The sequence below is a fragment of the Corynebacterium fournieri genome (assembly GCF_030408775.1).
Classification (GTDB): Bacteria; Actinomycetota; Actinomycetes; order Mycobacteriales; family Mycobacteriaceae; genus Corynebacterium; species Corynebacterium fournieri.
Genome location: NZ_CP047210.1, coordinates 1979705 through 1996793 on the forward strand (window position 1 = coordinate 1979705; position 17089 = coordinate 1996793).

Here is a 17089-nt window from a genome sequence, read left to right on the forward strand (position 1 = left end):
TCCTATCCCCTAATCAGGCTCAGCACTTCCGAGCGCGAAGCGGCGTTGTTTTGGAAGCCGCCGCGCACCGCCGACGTGGTGGTGGTCGCGCCGGGCTTCCGGATCCCACGCATGGCCATGCACAGGTGCTCGCACTCAATGACCACGATAACCGCGGAGGCGTTGAGCTTGTCCACGATCGCGTCCGCGATCTGGGCCGTCAACCGTTCCTGCACCTGCGGGCGCTTGGCGTACATGTCGGCCACGCGCGCCAGCTTGGACAGGCCGGTCACCTTGCCCTCCGGACCGGGGATGTAGCCGATGTGGGCCACGCCGTAAAACGGCACCAGGTGGTGCTCGCAGGTGGAGTAGATGGGGATGTCGCGGACAAGCACGAGCTCGCGGTGGTTCTCGGAAAACGACTTCTCCAGGTGCACCGTCGGGTCCTCGTGCAGACCCGCGAAGACCTCCTCGTAGGCGCGGGCGACACGCGCGGGTGTCTCGCGCAGCCCCTCGCGGTCCGGGTCCTCCCCCACCGCAAGGAGCAGCTCGCGCACCGCGGCCTCCGCGCGCTCGCGGTCGAAGTTCGAGTTAGTCATCTTCCCTCCTGTGCCTCGGCTGACGCTCCTCGCGCGGCAGCTGCGTCGTCTCCTCGTCGGACTCGACCGGGGTGGTCTCCGGCTCCGGTCCGCGCGAGGCGTGGTCCGGGCGCTCGTGCTCCGGCAGGCGGAAGCCAATCTGCTCCGGCTCCGCCGGATAGTTCCGGGTGCCCGGGTGCTGCTGGGGTTGCTGGGGTTGCGCCTGCTGCTCGTTTGCCGGCGCGCCCTTGTACGTCCACCCCTCCGGGGGCTTCGGCCCGCCGTACTGGGGCGGGTTGCTCTTCGGCTGCTGCCAGCGCGTCGAGCCCTTCTTCGGAGGCTGCTGTTGCTCAGCCTCGCGCTCCTTGCGGCGGCGCTCGCGCGTCGCCTTCGACTGCTCCAAGATGGAGAAGCGCTTCGGCGGCTCCTCGCCGCGCTCCTTGGCAATCTCCACCGGGGTCTTCACCGGGTCGCGGTACGCCTGCCGGCCGAACCGGGGGTCGTGCTCCGGCAGCTGCGGGCGGGTAGGCTCCACAGAATCGAAGATGGCCTCTAGGTCGCCGCGGCGCAGCGTTTCTTTCTCCAGGAGTTTCGAGGCGAGCGTGTCCAGCTCGTCGCGGTAGCGCTCGAGGGTGGCGTAGGCGACCTTGTGGGCTTCGTCGAGAAGCAACTGCATCTCCTCGTCGATCTTGGCCGCCACCGCCGGCGAGTACTCCAGCGAACCTCCCCCGCCGCGGCCGGAGAAGGGATCGCCCTGCTCCTGGCCGTACTTCACGGCGCCGAGCGCAGAGGTCATGCCGTACTCGGTGACCATCGCACGCGCGATCTTGGTCGCCTGCTCAATGTCGTTGGACGCACCCGTGGTAGGCGCGCCGAAGACCAGTTCTTCCGCGGAGCGCCCACCCATGGCAAAGACCATGCGGGCGAACAGCTCGTCGCGGGTGTACATGCCCTTGTCGTCCTCGTCCGCGGTCATGGCGAAGCCGCCGGTGCGCCCGCGCGCGAGGATGGTCACCTTGTACACGCGCTCGATGTCCTTTAGCGCCCACGCGGCGAGCGTGTGGCCGCCCTCGTGGTAGGCGGTGACCTTCTTCTCGTGCTCCGAGATGACCTTGCTGGAGCGGCGCGGTCCGCCGATGACACGGTCCGTGGCCTCCTCGAGCGCGTCCGCGGTGATCACGTTGCCACCAATGCGGGCGGTGAGCAGCGCGGCCTCGTTGAGCACGTTGGCCAGATCCGCGCCCGACATGCCCGCGGTGCGCTTGGCCAACGCGTCGAGCGAGACGTCGTCCGCCAACGGCTTGTCCTTGGCGTGGACCTTGAGAATCTGCGCACGGCCAGACAGATCCGGGTTGGTCACCGGGATCTGGCGGTCGAAGCGGCCAGGACGCAGCAGCGCCGGATCCAAAATGTCCGGGCGGTTCGTCGCCGCGATCAAGATCACGCCCTCGCGGCCGGAGAAACCGTCCATCTCCACCAGCAGCTGGTTCAGGGTTTGCTCGCGCTCGTCGTGGCCACCGCCCATGCCAGAGCCGCGCTGGCGGCCCACCGCGTCGATCTCGTCGACGAAGATGATGCACGGGCTGTTCTCGCGCGCCTGCTTGAACAGGTCGCGCACGCGCGAGGCACCCACGCCCACGAACATCTCCACGAAGTCGGAGCCCGAGATGGTGTAGAACGGCACGCCCGCCTCGCCGGCGACGGCGCGCGCGAGCAAGGTCTTGCCTGTGCCGGGCGGGCCGTAGAGCAGCACGCCGCGCGGGATCTTCGCGCCCAGCTTTTCGTAGACGGACGGATCGGTGAGGAAGTCCACGACCTCCTGCAGCTCGTCCACCGCCTCGTCGGCGCCGGCGACGTCCGCGAACGTGTTGGTCGGGTTGTCCTTGGTCAGCTGCTTCGCCTTCGAGCCGCCGATGCCGAATGGCCCGCCGCCCCCCGCCTGTATGCGGTACATGAAGTAGATGCACAGGCCAATGACCAGCACCATCGGCAGCATGAAGCCGAGCATGGACATCAGGAAGGACTCCTGCGTCACGTTCGTTTCGTACTTGTCCGCGCCGGACTCGCGCACTGCGCTGAAGATGTCCGGGGTGGTGCGTGCCGGGTACTGGGCGGCGATGGACTCGATGCCCTCGCGCTCGTCCACGGTGATCGGCTCGCGCAGGTCGATGCGGACGCGCTGCTCGCGGTCGTCGATCTGCACTGCCTCCGCGTTGTGGTTCTGCAGCTGCTCGAGCGCCACAGAGGTGTCCACGCGCTGGTAGGCGCGGGAATCGTCCCCGAACAGCGTGATCAGGTAGAGGACGATGAGCGCGATGGCGCCGATGACGCCCCACCGCAAAACCTTTTTATTTTTGCTCATAAACCTTTGTTCTAGTCAGCGTCTGAGTACACGCGCGGGTGCAGCGTGCCCACATACGGCAAGTCCCTGTAGCGCTCGGCGTAATCCAGGCCGTAGCCGATGACAAACTCGTTGGGGATGTCGAAGCCGATGTCCAGCAGGTCGATCTTGGCCGTCTGCACCTCCGGCTTGCGCAAAAGAGTAACGACTTCGAGGCTCTTCGGGTTCCGGTTGCGCAGATTGCGCAGCAACCAGGACAGGGTCAGGCCGGAGTCGATGATGTCCTCGACCACCAGCACGTCGCGGCCCGCGACCTCCTTGTCCAGATCCTTGAGAATGCGCACCACGCCCGAGCTGGTGGTGGAGTTGCCGTAGGAGGACACGGCCATGAACTCCATCTCCGCCGGGATGGACAGCTTGCGCGCGAAATCGGTGAGGAAGAACACCGCGCCTTTGAGCACGCACACCAAGATGAGGTCGTCTTCCGCGTCGCGGTACTTCTCCGAGACCATGTCCGCCAGCTCCTGGATGCGCGCTTGGAGCACGTCCTCCGGGATCAGGATCGCCTCCACGTCGTCTCCGTAGCGGTGTGGCGGGACGTTGAAGTCCTTGGTGTCGTGCAACTCGGTCATGGGCTGGCCCTTCCCTCTCGCGGTTTGTCGCGTCAGTTTGCGTTCACGTGCGCGTAACTTCCACATCTTGCCACCTGCCCGCGGGAAGGTACAACCACCTGCGCGGTTTGGGCTAGATTAAAGCCAGCTGACCGCCTTTGCGCACCACCGCGCGCCCGCCGGCGACAGCGACGGGGCCTTGCCCGTGCCAATCGACGACCAAGGCTTCCACCGCCGCCAGCTGATCGCCCTGCACCGGCACCCCCTCGCTGAGAAGCCACGCAGCTAATCGACGCCTCCGGACCGGCCCCGCATCCGCCGCCAGCTGCGCGCAGGAGGTCGTCGGGCTGAGGTCCGCCAGTGCCGCGATCAGTGCGTCATCCGCCGCGATCCGGTCCGCGGCGGCGGCTAAGGCAGGCACGGCGTCGCCGCCGAGCAGCTCGCTGAGCAGCGGCACGACCCGCGTGCGCACGGCCACTCGCCGGAAGGCGGGATCGTCGTTCATCGGGTCGTGCCACGGGGCAACCCCCAGCTCCGTACATGCGCCGACGGTGTCCGCGCGGCGCACCCCCAAAAACGGCCGCACGATGCGGTCGGTGCGCGGCGCCATGCCGGACGGGTTGCCGCGAAGCGCGCCCAGGATGAGCGTTTCGGCCTGGTCGTCGGCGGTGTGGGCGACCCAGACGTCCTTTCCGTACGCCAGCAGCGCCTCGTAGCGGGCCTCGCGCGCAGCCGCCTCGAGGTTGCCCGCGCCGACCGCCACCCGGACCACCTCGGCGTCCAGCCCGAACTCGCGGGCGGCACCTGCGGCGGTTTCTGCCACTTCCTCCGAGCCGGTTTGCAGACCGTGATCCACCACCACGCAGCGCACGTCCTTGCCTTCCGCTGCGGCGGCCGCGGCCAGAGCGAGTGAGTCGGGCCCGCCGGACAGGCCGATGACAGCCGGGGAGGTCAGCGGCCGCACGGCGCGTCGACAAGCGAGAAAGTGCGGGCTGCGGCGCGGCCAGAAAGGATCCATCAGTAGTCGCGCAGCGCGGAGGTGAACTCGTCCATCGCCCGGCGCGCCGCGAGCACGTCGGCGTCGTTGCAGATCAGCGCGAAGGTGTAGACGTTGCCCTCCATGCTGGTCACCGTGCCCGCCAGTGAGGCGGTGCCGTCGAGCGTGCCAGTTTTCGCACGAACCCAGCCGCGGCCCGGCAAGTCCGCGAAACGGTCCTCCAGGGTGCCCTCGCCGGCGGCGACGGGCAGGGCGGACAGCAGCGCACGCAGTTCGGGCGCGGCGATCGCGTCGTGCAGCAGCGCGTCGAGCAGCTTCGGGGCGATGCGGTCCTCGGTGGACAGCCCGGAATTGTCTCGCAGCACCACCCCGGCAACGTCAAAGCCGTACTCCTCCAGCACGCTCAGCGTCTCCCCCGGCGCGTCCGTGGTCCCGCGCGCAAGCGCCACCTCGCGGCCGATCGCCTCCGCGTAGACGTTGTCGGAGTTCTTCATCATCAGCTCGAGCCGCTCCGCCAGAGTCGGCGACTCCACCGCGGCAACGCGCTCCCCGTCTGCCGGGGCGGAGCTGACGCCGACGGTCTTCGCGCCCACGCGGTCCGCCAGCGCCTGCGCAACGTCCAGGGCCGGGGTGTGCGAGCGCGGCACGTCGCCGGCGGTCTCGCCGTCGAGTCGCCCGCCGGAGAGCATCGCCGGCTGCAGCGGGGCAACAAAGCCGCCGTCGATGTCCAGCGGGTTCCAGCCCGGCAGCATCTCCTCCATTCCGTCCCAGGCGGTGGTGTCGATGAGCACCGAGTCCGCGGCTCCCACCTGCTCGGCCAGCTCGTCCATCGCCTCCGCGTCCAGCCACACGTCGCCGGCGGCCTTGATGGTCACCTCCCCCGGGTTCGCGCCGCGCACCACCTCGGTGGTGATGCGGTCTTCGGCCCCCAAGCTCAACAGCGCTGCGGACGCGGTGAGCAGCTTCGTCACCGACGCCGGGCGCAGCGCCTCGCCGGAGGCGCGCTCAAACACCACCTCGCCCTCCTTGTCGGACACGCGGCCGTGAAAGGTGCCCAGGTCGGGGTTTGCGGCGAGGGATTCCAGGGTGGCGCGCAGCGAAGCGTCGTCGATAGGCGAAGGCGAAGCCGGCTCAAGCGCCTGCGGCGCGGACTGGAGTTGGTACGGCGGGGCGTGCGTGATCTCGGAGAGCTGCTCGTGCGCCGCGATGCCGAAGCCCGCCACGCCGCCGACTGCTGCCAGTGCCACCGCGCCGGCGACCCATGTCCATACCTTCATCGGCGCACATGGTAGCCGAAGTATGATGGCGTGCGGACATTCACCGAACAAAGGAGAAGTAATGGCTATCGAGGTCATCATCGAGATCCCCAAGGGCTCCCGCAACAAGTACGAGGTCGACCACGAGACCGGTCGCGTCTTCCTCGACCGCTACCTGTTCACCCCGATGGCGTACCCGGCGGACTACGGCTTCATCGACAACACCCTGGCCGACGACGGCGACCCGCTCGACGCACTCGTGATCACCCCGGAGCCGGTCTTCCCCGGCGTGACCGTCATCGCCCGCCCCATCGGCGTGTTCAAGATGACCGACGAGGCCGGCGGCGACGACAAGCTGCTCTGCGTCATCGACGACGTGCGCTACGAGTCCTACCAGGACATCTCCGACGTCTCCGACTTTGTTAAGGACGAGATCGAGCACTTCTTCGTGCACTACAAGGACCTCGAGCCGAACAAGGAAGTCACCGGCTCCGGCTGGGGCGACAAGGCTGAGGCCGAGGCGATCCTGCAGGCCGCGCTCGACGAGTTCAAGCGCGTGGGCGACAACTCCCGCGAGGGCCTCGAGGCGGACAAGGACGCCAAGACCGAGAACTAAGCTTGACCGCGCCTAAAGCCGGGCCCGCATCGTTGCGAGCCCGGCTTTTTGTGCTTTTAGAACAGGCCGTTCATGTAGGCCCAGCCAGCCGCGCCGAGTGTGCCCAGCAGCAGGGCAATGATCGGGATGAGGATGCCGGCGGAGGATCCGCCCACTTGCGCCTCCTTGCCGTCCCCGTTCTGCGGGTTGGCCGGCACCGTGACATCGATGGTCCGCGTGGTGATCTCCCGCGGCTTCTCGCTAGCCGGAGTGGTCGTCTCAGCAACGGGTCGCGTGGTCAGGGTCGGCTGCACCCAGTGCGTCGTTGTCTTCTGTTCGCCGGTGACCTCGACCGTGCGATGCTCCGACGTCGAAGTGGGCATGTCTTCGCTTGTCGACGCCAAGGTGTCCGCCGCAGCTGCGGACGTTGACGTCGCAGTCGTCGTGGTCTCGGACGCCGCCGTCTCAGACGGTGCCGCCACCACAGTGGTCACACTCGCCCTGGTGGACGGCTTCGGCGCTACAGCCCGCGACGAGCTCGGAGCAGACGCAACACTCGGCGAACGGGAGGTAACGCTCACCGCACTGGAGGCGGTCGATGGCTTCGCTGCAGTCGTGCTCAGAACAGGCGTCGTGGTGGTAGTCGACGCCTTCGCTGCAGTCGTCGTGGCCGCGGACGGTGCCGTCTCGGACATCTCCGGCTCAGACGGTGCTGCCGCCACAGTGGTCACACTCGACCTAGTGGACGGCTTCGGCGCAACCGCCTCCGACGAGCTCGGAACAGAAGCGACTGGCGGAGCCGTCGTGGTGGTTGCCGTCGTCGTAGTCAGCTCAACCGTGGTCGTTTCCGTGGCGGAAGTCGGTTGCTGCGAAGGCGCGCTGGTCGACGATTCAACGGCCTCATCGGGGTGAGCAGCAACGTATTCGTCGCGGTTCTCGGTCGCCTGGGCGTATCGGTCCAGCGCTTTCTCTAGCTGCGCTGTTGCCTCGTCTACCCCAACGCCGGACGCCTGAGCTTGCTTCAGGGCGTCCAAAGCGTCTACGTACTCGTCGGCAGTCTGACGGACCATCGCAACTGCCTCAGCCAAGGAAGAAGGCTTGGGTAGTTCTGTTTTCGCTTCTGCCGTAGCAGAAGACTCAACGGGTGCGGAGGGCTCCGGCTCGTCCACGACTGCAGTAGTGGTGGACGGTTCTGGGGAGGATTCCGTCGCCGGCTCGGTCACGTAAACAGTCGACGGCGCAATGGAAGGCTCCGGGGAGGGCTCCGGCGACGGTTCAACAGACGGCTCTACCGTCGGCTCGACAGTGGGCTCCAGCGACGGCTCCTCGGACGGCTCAACAGAGGTCGCTACCGACGGCTCCGCGGAAGGTTCTACCGAGGTCTCGGCGGGCGCGGAAGTCTCAGGGGCCGGCGCGGCAGTGGTCGTGGTCAGCGGAAGACCTTTGTACTGCGCAAGGTTGTTGGCTTGGATGAGCACCTGCGCGTCTAGCGGCTGCGGGGTCTTTGCAATCTTGCCGCGGTTGGTGCCGTCTTTCATCAGGGCGCCGTCGCAGGAGTGCGCCATGCCCATGGCGTGGCCGAGCTCGTGCGCAATCGTCATGACCAGGCTCTCGATGTAGCCGTTGCGCAGGATGGCCGGGTTAAGCAGCAGCTCCATGTTGTTCACGTCGCCCTGTACGCGGCCGACAACGTAGCCGCCGAGGTCCGCCTCGCGGACCGTGACCACTTTGTAGCCGGGCTGGTTGACGTATTCGAAGCGGATCAGGCCGCCAGTGGCGCTCGCCCACTGGTCCGTCGCCTGGGTGATGTACGGCTTGTACTTCTCCGGCGCGTAGATGCGCAACAGGTTGCCGTCGATGGCGTTGTCATTCGGGCCGAAAACAAACTGGCCCAAGTTGGGGATCGGTTGGCCTGCTTTCGCTGCTGCAGTGGCAGCCCTGCATTCGCTGCCGAGGGGGTCCACCGCTGCGTCTGCCGGCGCGGCAACGAGGCCGAGGCCGATCGCAGTCGCACAGGCGGCGGAGAGAAGATGTCTATAATTCACCAACTCAGAGAACACCATTCTCCAAGCTTGCGCAAATTAGACCAGGCGACGGCGCGCGAACGCGAAGAATGCTGCGCCCAAACCGCCAGCCAGTGCGAGGGCGAACAGTGCACGGACCACAGTGTTCGAGCCGGTGGCGGCCTCGAGGCCGCGGGCTGCGTACGGTGTCGCAGCACTTTCTTGCTTTGCGACGTCTTCGTCACCGCCAGCACGAGCCGCCTCAAGGCCCTGACGCCCCACTTCACCCGCGTTCGCCTGGACCAACGCATCGGACTGAGCGGTCTCATCCGACGTGACATCCGCGTTGACGCGGGTGACGTCTGCGACGAAGGTGTGGCCGTCCTTGTTCAGGAAGTAAGTCTCGCCGTCAAGCGTGAGCACCGGCGGGAACTTCAGCAGGCCGCCGGCGACAGGTGCGCTATCAGCCGGGTCCACGTCGTCCGCGCCGAGGGGTATCTCCGAGACGGTTTCCGGCACCGGAGCCGCCTCGGTGGCGCTGGTAGCGGCCGGCTGGTCGGAGGGCTGGTCGCGGATCACGCCGGCGTCGATAAGCCCGGCGACAGCTGCGTCCGCAACGGCTACTGCACGTTCCTGCTGCCCACTGTCCAACTGTGCGTACGGCTGAGCGGCCTCCTGGAGGCTGCGCACGTAGTGGGAGCCCTCCTCGTTGAGGAAGTACTGCTCGCCGTGAGCGTTGGCGGTCTGCGCCGGCAGGTCCTGCGCAAACGCGGCGACCGGGACGGCGGCGAATGCGGCGGCAGCGACAACAGCGGCGGTGCGGGCGGTGCGGAACATGACAGTCTCCTCGGAGGCTCGGGAAGCTCGAGCAAAAGCCTCAAGCATTGGTTGAGAGTCTACACACTTCAACCACAACTTTCACTCCAATAACACTGGGTTTGCCCCAAAATGCCGAAGGCCCGGTTACGGCGACGTAACCGGGCCTTCAGGAGCAACAGCAGGCGCTTAGACCAGGAAGCGGCGGCCTGCCACGAATGCGGCTACACCCAGCAAGGTGGCGAGCACCAGAGCAAACAGGGTGCGGGCAACCGTGTTGGAGCCGGTCTCGGCCTCAACGCCACGGGTTGCCGCGGCAGCCTGCTGCGCAGCAATCTCGTCGGCGTGCTCAGCACGGAGCTGATCAGACTTGGCCTTCTCCTCCGGGGTCGGCTCCTGGTTCACGCGGTCGGAAGAGCCCACGAGGGTCTGGCCGTCCTGGTTGAGGAAGTAGGTCACGCCGGCGATGACGATCGGGACACCGATCGCGGCAGCGGCGATTGCGGCGATCGCACCGGTGGAAAGCCCGGAATTTGCGTCGCCAGCAGCACCGTTCGAGGAGCCAGCGCCGGTAACCTCGACCTCGACATCGCCCTTACCCTCGCCAGTCGCACCAGCGGTGCCGGTCGCGCCAGCCTTGCCCTCAACCGGCTTCGGCTCCCCTGCGGCAGTGCCGTTAGGTTCGCCGTTCGGCTGCTCCGCCAGGGTCAGGGTGGTGCTCGGGTTCCCCTGAGCACCCGCCTGAGCACCCTCATTGACCACAATCGATCCGTCATCGACACGCGCCGGAATGGTGATCGCCGGCGTCGAGCCGTCCTTAAAAGTGATCACAAGATCGCCGGCATCGTTCGTGCTCAACTCCGGAACGTTTTCAGCGCCAGCCGGCAGCTCGGTCGGCACGTATGCGCCGTTGATCAGCTGGTAGTAGTTGCCGTTAGCGTCGGCAACCTGCGTCGGCAGGTCGAGTCCGCCGTTCGCCTCAACAGCCGCCTCAGAGCTGGCAGCTTCAGGAGCGGCCGTCTCGGTGGTGGTTGCAGTCTGTGCGTCGGCGGCGGGGGTGACAGAGAACGCGATCGCGCCAGCCATAGCGGCAGCGGTCAGCGTGCGGATGGTGCGCTTCATACGGGTGCTCCTATCAGAAAAAGTCTAAACCTCAGGTGGAAGGTTATGCCACAACAGTAAACACTATTCACACAAGTCTCAACGAAAACTTCAGACTTTTTGCCAAAATTCGATAATTCCGCAGGTCAACGCCCGAAAAATCGTCTACAAAACCGCAGCTACCGCGGCTCAAAGGCCATCTCGACCTCTTCATCCGTAACCGTGCCGGCAAGCTGCCACCCCACCACAGCATTGCGCACGCTGTCCGCCAGCAGGTTCGCCGGCTGGATGCACGAAATGGTGAGCAACCTGCCCGGCATCGGGCCCGTGCCCCAAATCTCCGCGTTGCCCGCCAGCGTGCCCTTATCCGGATCATGCAGGTCAGTGGCGGTGTACTTCAACCAGTCGTCCCCGGAGGACTCGGTGCGGATGAACACCGTATCGCCGACAGCGACGGTGTGGCGCTCAGCTTTGCCGTCGTAAAGCTTGTTGAACACCGCGTTGACCCCGGCGCCCGTGTGGCCCGCCACCACAACAATGTCGCCCGCGTCCGTGCCGGGCAGCTGATACGGGTACCCCTCCCCCGTCAGCGCGCACGCCTTATCCATAACCTTCGGGTCGATTTTGCCGTCCACCACGCGGCAGTCCGCCTGCTCAAACTCGGCGCGCAGCCCCAGCACCGGCACCACCATTTCCACCGGCCGCGATTGCGCAATCGAGGCGGCTGCTTGACGACGAGGCGCCGCCGAAACCGACGTCTCCTGCGCGGGCAGCGACGTCTCCTGCGCGGGTGGGTCCGAAGGATCGTCGCGAAGCAAGGCGTGAACCCCGGCGCGCACGAGCAGGAACACAATCAGCAGCGCGACAATGCGACGGACGTGGTACTTCACGGCGGTTATCATACGAGCCATGAAGGAAGTTTCCGTTACTGAAGTCCCTGCAGGTGCCCAGCTGATCGACGTGCGCGAGCCCGACGAATACGCCGCCTTGCGCGCCGAGGGAGCCGTGAACATCCCCCTGTCCGAGTTCATCGCCCGCGCCGACGAAATCGACCCGGACCAGGACATCTACCTCATCTGCAAGTCCGGCGGCCGCAGCGCCCAGGCCGGCGAGTATCTCGAGCAGGCGCGCGGCTGGGACAACGTGATCAACGTCGCCGGCGGCACCACCGCATGGGTCGAACAGGGTCTGCCCCACCAAAATTAGGCAACTCCCATTGTTGGGAGCGCGCAAAAAGTTATGATGAGGCTTATGTCGACGCTCCCCGAACTGCCGTCCACGCTCGCCAACTCACCGCACTTCCAGGTGGAACGCGTGCGCAGACACACCAAGGACGAGGTGGAGCGCGCCTTGGCCAAACAAAGCTCCACCATGCGCGAATTCTGGATCCTCGCGTGCGTGGACGTGGAGCCGATGAGCCAGCGGCAACTGTCGGAGCTGTTGCTCATCGACGCCTCCGACATGGTCCGCCTCATTGACAACCTGGAGAAGAACAACTGGGTCACCCGCGAGCGCGACCCGAAGGACCGCCGCCGCCAGATCGTCGCCGCCACCAAGAAGGGCTCGAAGGCGCTGTCGAAGCTCGCCTCCGACGTTGCAGACGCCGAGGACCGGGCGCTGGAGGCGTCCTCTAACAAGCAGTTGAAGAGCCTGCGCAAGCTGTCCCAGGCGCTGGAGGCAGAGGAGTAGGGCCGCGGGGCACACGCAGGCTGGCGTCGCTCCCGGCGCGGTTCCAGCTAGTAAGAGCCAGCTATGACGACTCTAGGGCCTTGATAGCTGGAACCTACTAGCTGGAACCAGACCGCCGACCGGCTCCGTGCCCCCCCGTTACGGCCGGTACGTCGTCGCCAGCACCGTCACTGGGCCACGGCGATCTGCACGCGCCTTCGCCTCGAGCACTCGGCGGATGCACTCAGCCTCGTGGAACAAGATCTCAACCGGAAACAGATGGAGCACCTCGTACCCCTGCTCCTTCAGCCAATTTTCACGCCGGGTCATCTTCATCACCTCAGCGTGAGGCATGTCTTCGAATTTGATGTAGCCGTCAATCTCGATGATCAAGTTGCCCCATAGCAGATCCACCCGATACCGCCTACCCACCCACATCTGTTCTTGGACTTCAATGCCGTGTTCACCCAAGATGACGCGGAAGAGCGACTCCATCGCGGATTCGGACTTCGCCGAACTGAGCTCGAGCGCCTCTCTGGCCAGACCCACGCTCTTCTTTCCCGCGAGCCGTGCGATCGTGGCCGACAGCGCCGATTGGATGGCATCGAGCTGGAGTGGCGTTTTCTCGCGGTAGAGGCCGTCCATAGCTACGACGGCATCGCGCACGCCATGGAAACGGGCGATGTCGACAGCTGTACGCGCCGGGGTGGTGAGGCGAAGCTGGCCGCCGCCACCGGCAGGGTCGAACGCCTCGAACTCCCGGATGTCGATGTCGGGAACCGCGATGCTGCGGTAGACCACACCCTTGGGCCACTGCGATTTTGACGGCGGCCGCCCGTTTCGCTGCGCCAGCTCAACGGTCTCGGGATCCTTGCCCACCACCCACATCCCGTACACCCGCGCCGCGGATCTGCCCATCAGCACCGCTTTGTGGGCGCTTACCCCGTGCGCGTAGCACCGCAAGAACTCCTGCTCGTGGCGGCGGAGACTTTGCCAGTGCGCCAGCGGCACGAATTTCGTTGCGGAGAGCTGCACGCATTCCTGCGACGCGACGTCCCCGCGCGCCACCAGCGGCGCTACCAACCGTGCGTGATCCATTTTCCCCCTGAAGTGCGGCCTCCTCCGAGGCAGCGGCTTTGAGATTAGCAGCGTCCTCCGGCACACGCAGGCCGTTGCGGATCCAGCTACCTAGGGCCAGCTACTTAGCCCCCAGGGGCCAGTTAGCTGGTTCTAGATAGCTGGATCCAGCGGGAGACCCGACTCGTTGGGCCAATACAAATAGTTGAAGTTTCCCACGATTTGCGGATCTGCCGAGCGCTATTAGCCTTATCGGCATGTCTCAGCCCGACAACCCCCTCCTTAGAAGCCACCTCGCCCCGCCAGAGCGCACGCTTATCGACGTCCTCACGGCCACCGCCGACGAGTACCCCGACGCTGCGGCCATCGACGACGGCAACCACTCCGGCGACGATGACGGCGTGCTCACCTACGCCGAGCTGGTGGAGGAGATCGAGCACCGCGCTGCCGACATGCGCGCGAAGGGCGTGCGTGATGGCGGTCGCGTAGGCATCAGGATGACCTCGGGAAGCAGGGAGCTCTACCTAGCCATCCTGTCCACCATGCGCGCGGGCTGCGCGTACGTGCCGGTGGACGCGGACGACCCGGACGAGCGCGCGGAGACCGTGTTCGGCGAGGCGGACGTGGACGCTATCTGGACCGATGAGGGCCTGCGGGTGCTCAAGCCCTCGCAGCCGGGCGAGCTCGGCGAGGTCACCCCGGACCATGATTGCTGGATCATCTTCACCTCCGGGTCCACGGGCAAGCCGAAGGGCGTGGCGGTCACGCACCGCTCCGCGGCGGCGTTCGTGGACGCAGAGGCGCGCCTGTTTTGCCAGGACAACCCGCTCGGCCCGGACGACCGTGTGCTGGCCGGCCTGTCCGTGGCATTCGACGCCTCCTGCGAGGAGATGTGGCTGGCGTGGGGCCACGGCGCCTGCCTGGTGCCCGCCCCGCGCGCGCTGGTGCGCTCCGGGCAGGACTTGGGCCCGTGGCTGATCCGCCGCGACATCACGGTCGTGTCCACCGTGCCCACCCTGGCGGGCCTGTGGCCGAAGGAGGCGCTGGACAACATTCGCCTGCTCATCGTGGGCGGCGAGGCCTGCTCCCAGGAGCTGACGGACCGTCTGGCGGACGGCCGAGAGATGTGGAACACCTACGGGCCCACGGAGGCGACCGTGGTGGCCAGCGCGAAGCAGCTGTTCCCCGGCGAGGCGGTGACCATCGGGTGGCCGCTGGACGGCTGGGACCTCGCCGTGGCAGACGAGGGCGAGGACGGGCAAGGCGAGCTCATCATCGGCGGCGTGGGCCTGGCCCGCTACCTGGATGCGGAAAAGGACGCGGAGAAGTACGCCCCGATGGGCGACTGGGAGCGCGCCTACCGCACCGGCGACCACGTCAAACTCACGGACAACGGGCTGGCGTTTGTCGGCCGCGCCGACGACCAGGTCAAAATCGGCGGGCGCCGCATCGAGCTAGGCGAGGTCGAGGCTAACGTGGCCGCGCTCGACGGGGTGTACAACTCCGCCGTGGCGGTGCAGGCGCTGCCGTCCGGCGACAAGGTGCTGGTGGGCTACGTCTCCCCCAATGCGGGCACCGATCTGGATGTGCCGCAGATGCGCGAGCGTTTGGCCGAGGTGATGCCGGCCGCGCTCGTGCCGCGCCTGCACGTGATGGACGAGCTGCCTATCCGCACCTCCGGCAAGGTGGACAAGAAGGCCCTGCCGTGGCCGCTGCCCGCGTCCGTGGATGCGGTGGGGCTGACGGAGACGGAGACCTGGGTGGCCCAGCAGTGGGTTGAGGTGCTCGGCCTGGACGTGCCGGGCCGCGACGCCGACTTCTTCGAGCTCGGCGGCTCTTCCCTGGCGGCGGCCGCCCTGATTACACGTCTGCGCGAGCGCGTGCCCACGATCGCGGTGCGCGATCTCTACGACCACCCGAGGTTGGAAACGCTTGCCTCGCTTATCGACGAGCTGACGCTTTCCAGCCGCACCGCCAAGCGCGAACGCGTGGTGGATCCCGTCGGCTTCGGCACCCGCGTCGCCCAGACAGCGCTGATGGTGCCGGTGATGACCCTGAAGGCAGCCACAGCCGTGACCTGGGTGGCCATCGCCGCGAACCTGCTGGGGCTGACGCAGCTGAGCTGGACCTGGCTCGCCGTGGCGTTTGTGGTGCTGTGCACCCCGTTCGGCCGTATCCCCATCGGTGCGCTCGGCGCGCGGGCGATCCGCGGCCGGGTGAAACCAGGCGTGTACAAGCGCGGAGGGGCGCGGCACGTGCGCCTCTGGGCGGCGGAGCGCTGGCTGGCAGCCTCCGGCGCGTTGAACATCTCGAGCGCGAACGCCGCCAAGATCACGGCCCGCATGCTGGGCGCCAAGATCGGCAAGGGTGTGGACATGCACGCGTTTGCGCCGGTGACCGGCCTGCTCACCGTCGGCGAAGGCAGCGCCATCGAGCCGGAGGTGGACCTGGGCGGCATGTGGCTCGACGGCGACGAGCTGCACGTTGGCGACGTACGCATCGGTGCGGAGGCCCGCGTCGGCGCGCGCTCCACGCTCATGCCCGGCACGGAGATCCGCGACGGCGCCCATGTAGAGGCCGGCTCTACCGTCACTGGTAGAAAGCCCGTGAAAAAGGGCGCGCGTTGGGCGGGTTCGCCCGCGCGCAAGGTGGGCCGCTCCAAGCACCGCTTCCCCGACGAGCGTCCACCTCGCCGGCCCCTGTGGGCGCTGGGGTACGGCCTGACCTCCCTGCTGATGGCGCTGCTGCCGGCGACGGCCGGTGTGGCGGGCGTCGCCGCGACCGTGGGCCTGGCGCATCTGGCCCACACCTCATCCGTGTGGGGGCTGCTCGTGTTCGCGCCGGTTGGCGGGCTGGTGTACTTCGCGTGCGGTCTGGCGTTGACGTGGTTGGCCGTGAGGATGGCGTCGCTAGGCGTCAAGCCCGGTGTGTTCCCCGTGCGCAGCTGGCACGGCTGGGCGCTGTGGACCGTCACGCGCCTGATGGACGACGCGCGCACCCGCTACTTCCCCCTCTACGCGGGCCTGGCCACACCGGTGTGGCTACGCTCGCTGGGCGCGAAGATCGGCGAGCGCGCCGAGGTCTCCACCGCCGTGATGGTGCCGAAACTGACCGAGGTACGCGACGGCGCCTTCCTCGCCGACGACACCATGGTGGGCACCTACGAACTCGGCGACGGCTGGATCCGCACCGACCGCTCCATCGTGGGCAAGCGCTCCTTCGTGGGCAACACCGGCATGGTCGCACCCGGGCGCAAACTGGCCAAGCAGTCGCTGGTGGCGGTGCTGTCCGCCTCGCCGAAGAAGTCCAAGGCCGGCTCCAACTGGTGGGGCTCGCCGCCGGAGCGCATGCGCCGCGTCGAGGTCGAGGCTGCTGGTGAGGCGACCTACAAACCGTCCACAGCCCTGCGCCGCAAGCGCGGGTTCGTGGAGACGCTGCGCCTGCTCGCGCCGATGACGCAGGCAGTTATCGCCGCGGTGTTCGCCGCAGGCGTGGTAGAGCTGCTGCAGCGCTTCGGCTGGTGGACTCTCCTGCTCGGCGGCCTGGTCTGGATGGCCGTGGGCGTGCTCGCGGTGCTTAGCGCCGTGGTGGCCAAGTGGGTGCTGGTTGGACGCCACACATCCGGCGATCACCCCCTGTATTCCTGGTTTGTTTGGCTCAACGAGCTGCAGGACCAGTTCATCGAAGTTGTCGCCGCCCCGTGGTTCTTCAACTGGGCGTCCGGCTCCGGGGAGATGAACCTGGCGCTGCGCGCACTCGGTGTGAAGGTGGGCCGCGGCGCGTGGATCGAGTCCTACTGGTTCCCGGAAACGGACCTGTGCGTAGTGGGCCGCGGCGCTACCGTCGGACCGGGCACGGTGGTGCAAACGCACCTGTTCCAGGACCGCGTGATGTCCCTGGACACGGTGTCCATCCTGGATTCGGCGACACTGGGGCCGCACTCGGTGTCCCTGCCGGGTTCCGTCATCGGCGCCGGCGCGACAGTGGGCCCGGGCTCACTGGTCATGCGCGGCGACGAGGTGCCCGCGATGACGGTGTGGCAGGGCAACCCGGTGGAGCCGCAGTAG

The 17089-nt window shown here is 67.0% G+C and carries 14 protein-coding genes; 4 read left to right on the forward strand and 10 right to left on the reverse strand.

Annotated features, from left to right (window positions below; translation table 11 throughout):
- Positions 1–2: 2 nt before the first annotated feature.
- The 5 genes from folE to dacB form a co-directional block, all read right to left on the reverse strand.
- Positions 3–578 (reverse strand): GTP cyclohydrolase I FolE, encoded by a 576-nt coding sequence (gene folE / locus CFOUR_RS09575; protein WP_085957259.1) that lies wholly within the window; start codon positions 576–578, stop codon positions 3–5.
- A complete protein-coding gene (gene ftsH / locus CFOUR_RS09580; protein ID WP_085957258.1) occupies positions 571–2919 on the reverse strand; it encodes an ATP-dependent zinc metalloprotease FtsH in 2349 nt (782 codons plus the stop codon). The genes folE and ftsH overlap by 8 nt, the downstream gene beginning before the upstream one ends.
- Before the next feature lie 11 nt (positions 2920–2930).
- The gene (gene hpt, locus CFOUR_RS09585; RefSeq protein ID WP_085957257.1) at positions 2931–3530 is read right to left on the reverse strand and encodes a hypoxanthine phosphoribosyltransferase; all 600 of its coding nucleotides are present in this window, start codon (positions 3528–3530) and stop codon (positions 2931–2933) included.
- A 112-nt stretch (positions 3531–3642) separates the two neighbouring features.
- Positions 3643–4527 (reverse strand): tRNA lysidine(34) synthetase TilS, encoded by an 885-nt coding sequence (tilS, locus tag CFOUR_RS09590; protein ID WP_290179315.1) that lies wholly within the window; start codon positions 4525–4527, stop codon positions 3643–3645.
- The gene (gene dacB, locus CFOUR_RS09595; RefSeq protein ID WP_290179317.1) at positions 4527–5783 is read right to left on the reverse strand and encodes a D-alanyl-D-alanine carboxypeptidase/D-alanyl-D-alanine endopeptidase; all 1257 of its coding nucleotides are present in this window, start codon (positions 5781–5783) and stop codon (positions 4527–4529) included. Before dacB ends, tilS begins: the two co-directional genes overlap by 1 nt.
- A gap of 61 nt (positions 5784–5844) precedes the next feature.
- Here dacB and CFOUR_RS09600 point away from each other — a divergent pair, with 61 nt between their 5' ends.
- On the forward strand, positions 5845–6378 hold the full coding sequence (locus CFOUR_RS09600) for an inorganic diphosphatase (protein ID WP_085957255.1): 534 nt from the start codon (positions 5845–5847) through the stop codon (positions 6376–6378).
- 56 nt (positions 6379–6434) lie between these two features.
- Here the strand turns inward: CFOUR_RS09600 and CFOUR_RS09605 are convergent, their stop codons facing one another.
- The 4 genes from CFOUR_RS09605 to CFOUR_RS09620 all read right to left on the reverse strand — a co-directional run bounded on the left by CFOUR_RS09605 (position 6435) and on the right by CFOUR_RS09620 (position 11188).
- The gene (locus tag CFOUR_RS09605; RefSeq protein ID WP_179154800.1) at positions 6435–8402 is read right to left on the reverse strand and encodes a hypothetical protein; all 1968 of its coding nucleotides are present in this window, start codon (positions 8400–8402) and stop codon (positions 6435–6437) included.
- A gap of 36 nt (positions 8403–8438) precedes the next feature.
- Complete coding sequence (locus CFOUR_RS09610; protein WP_143338983.1) at positions 8439–9245, reverse strand: hypothetical protein; 807 nt, start codon at positions 9243–9245, stop codon at positions 8439–8441.
- Between the two features lie 120 nt (positions 9246–9365).
- Positions 9366–10298, reverse strand: a complete 933-nt coding sequence (locus tag CFOUR_RS09615; protein ID WP_085957252.1) for a hypothetical protein — start codon at positions 10296–10298, stop codon at positions 9366–9368.
- 158 nt (positions 10299–10456) lie between these two features.
- Positions 10457–11188 (reverse strand): hypothetical protein, encoded by a 732-nt coding sequence (locus CFOUR_RS09620; protein ID WP_085957251.1) that lies wholly within the window; start codon positions 11186–11188, stop codon positions 10457–10459.
- On the opposite strand from CFOUR_RS09620, the gene CFOUR_RS09625 reads away from it, so the two are divergent.
- Complete coding sequence (locus CFOUR_RS09625; protein ID WP_085957250.1) at positions 11187–11483, forward strand: rhodanese-like domain-containing protein; 297 nt, start codon at positions 11187–11189, stop codon at positions 11481–11483. The two genes, CFOUR_RS09620 and CFOUR_RS09625, sit on opposite strands and share 2 nt — an antisense overlap.
- Positions 11484–11528: 45 nt before the next feature.
- Positions 11529–11966, forward strand: a complete 438-nt coding sequence (locus tag CFOUR_RS09630; protein ID WP_085957249.1) for a MarR family winged helix-turn-helix transcriptional regulator — start codon at positions 11529–11531, stop codon at positions 11964–11966.
- Between the two features lie 138 nt (positions 11967–12104).
- Here the strand turns inward: CFOUR_RS09630 and CFOUR_RS09635 are convergent, their stop codons facing one another.
- Positions 12105–13043 (reverse strand): PDDEXK family nuclease, encoded by a 939-nt coding sequence (locus CFOUR_RS09635; RefSeq protein WP_085957248.1) that lies wholly within the window; start codon positions 13041–13043, stop codon positions 12105–12107.
- A gap of 236 nt (positions 13044–13279) precedes the next feature.
- Here CFOUR_RS09635 and CFOUR_RS09640 point away from each other — a divergent pair, with 236 nt between their 5' ends.
- Positions 13280–17089, forward strand: a complete 3810-nt coding sequence (locus CFOUR_RS09640) for a Pls/PosA family non-ribosomal peptide synthetase (RefSeq protein WP_085957247.1) — start codon at positions 13280–13282, stop codon at positions 17087–17089.

Coding starts and splice junctions, on each gene's coding strand:
- folE (WP_085957259.1), bottom strand. CDS start 578: ATGACTAACTCGAACTTCGACCGCGAGCGCGCGGAGGCCGCGGTGCGC.
- ftsH (WP_085957258.1), bottom strand. CDS start 2,919: ATGAGCAAAAATAAAAAGGTTTTGCGGTGGGGCGTCATCGGCGCCATC.
- hpt (WP_085957257.1), bottom strand. CDS start 3,530: ATGACCGAGTTGCACGACACCAAGGACTTCAACGTCCCGCCACACCGC.
- tilS (WP_290179315.1), bottom strand. CDS start 4,527: ATGGATCCTTTCTGGCCGCGCCGCAGCCCGCACTTTCTCGCTTGTCGA.
- dacB (WP_290179317.1), bottom strand. CDS start 5,783: ATGAAGGTATGGACATGGGTCGCCGGCGCGGTGGCACTGGCAGCAGTC.
- CFOUR_RS09600 (WP_085957255.1), top strand. CDS start 5,845: ATGGCTATCGAGGTCATCATCGAGATCCCCAAGGGCTCCCGCAACAAG.
- CFOUR_RS09610 (WP_143338983.1), bottom strand. CDS start 9,245: ATGCTTGAGGCTTTTGCTCGAGCTTCCCGAGCCTCCGAGGAGACTGTC.
- CFOUR_RS09615 (WP_085957252.1), bottom strand. CDS start 10,298: ATGAAGCGCACCATCCGCACGCTGACCGCTGCCGCTATGGCTGGCGCG.
- CFOUR_RS09625 (WP_085957250.1), top strand. CDS start 11,187: ATGAAGGAAGTTTCCGTTACTGAAGTCCCTGCAGGTGCCCAGCTGATC.
- CFOUR_RS09620 (WP_085957251.1), bottom strand. CDS start 11,188: ATGGCTCGTATGATAACCGCCGTGAAGTACCACGTCCGTCGCATTGTC.
- CFOUR_RS09630 (WP_085957249.1), top strand. CDS start 11,529: ATGTCGACGCTCCCCGAACTGCCGTCCACGCTCGCCAACTCACCGCAC.
- CFOUR_RS09635 (WP_085957248.1), bottom strand. CDS start 13,043: ATGGATCACGCACGGTTGGTAGCGCCGCTGGTGGCGCGCGGGGACGTC.
- CFOUR_RS09640 (WP_085957247.1), top strand. CDS start 13,280: ATGTCTCAGCCCGACAACCCCCTCCTTAGAAGCCACCTCGCCCCGCCA.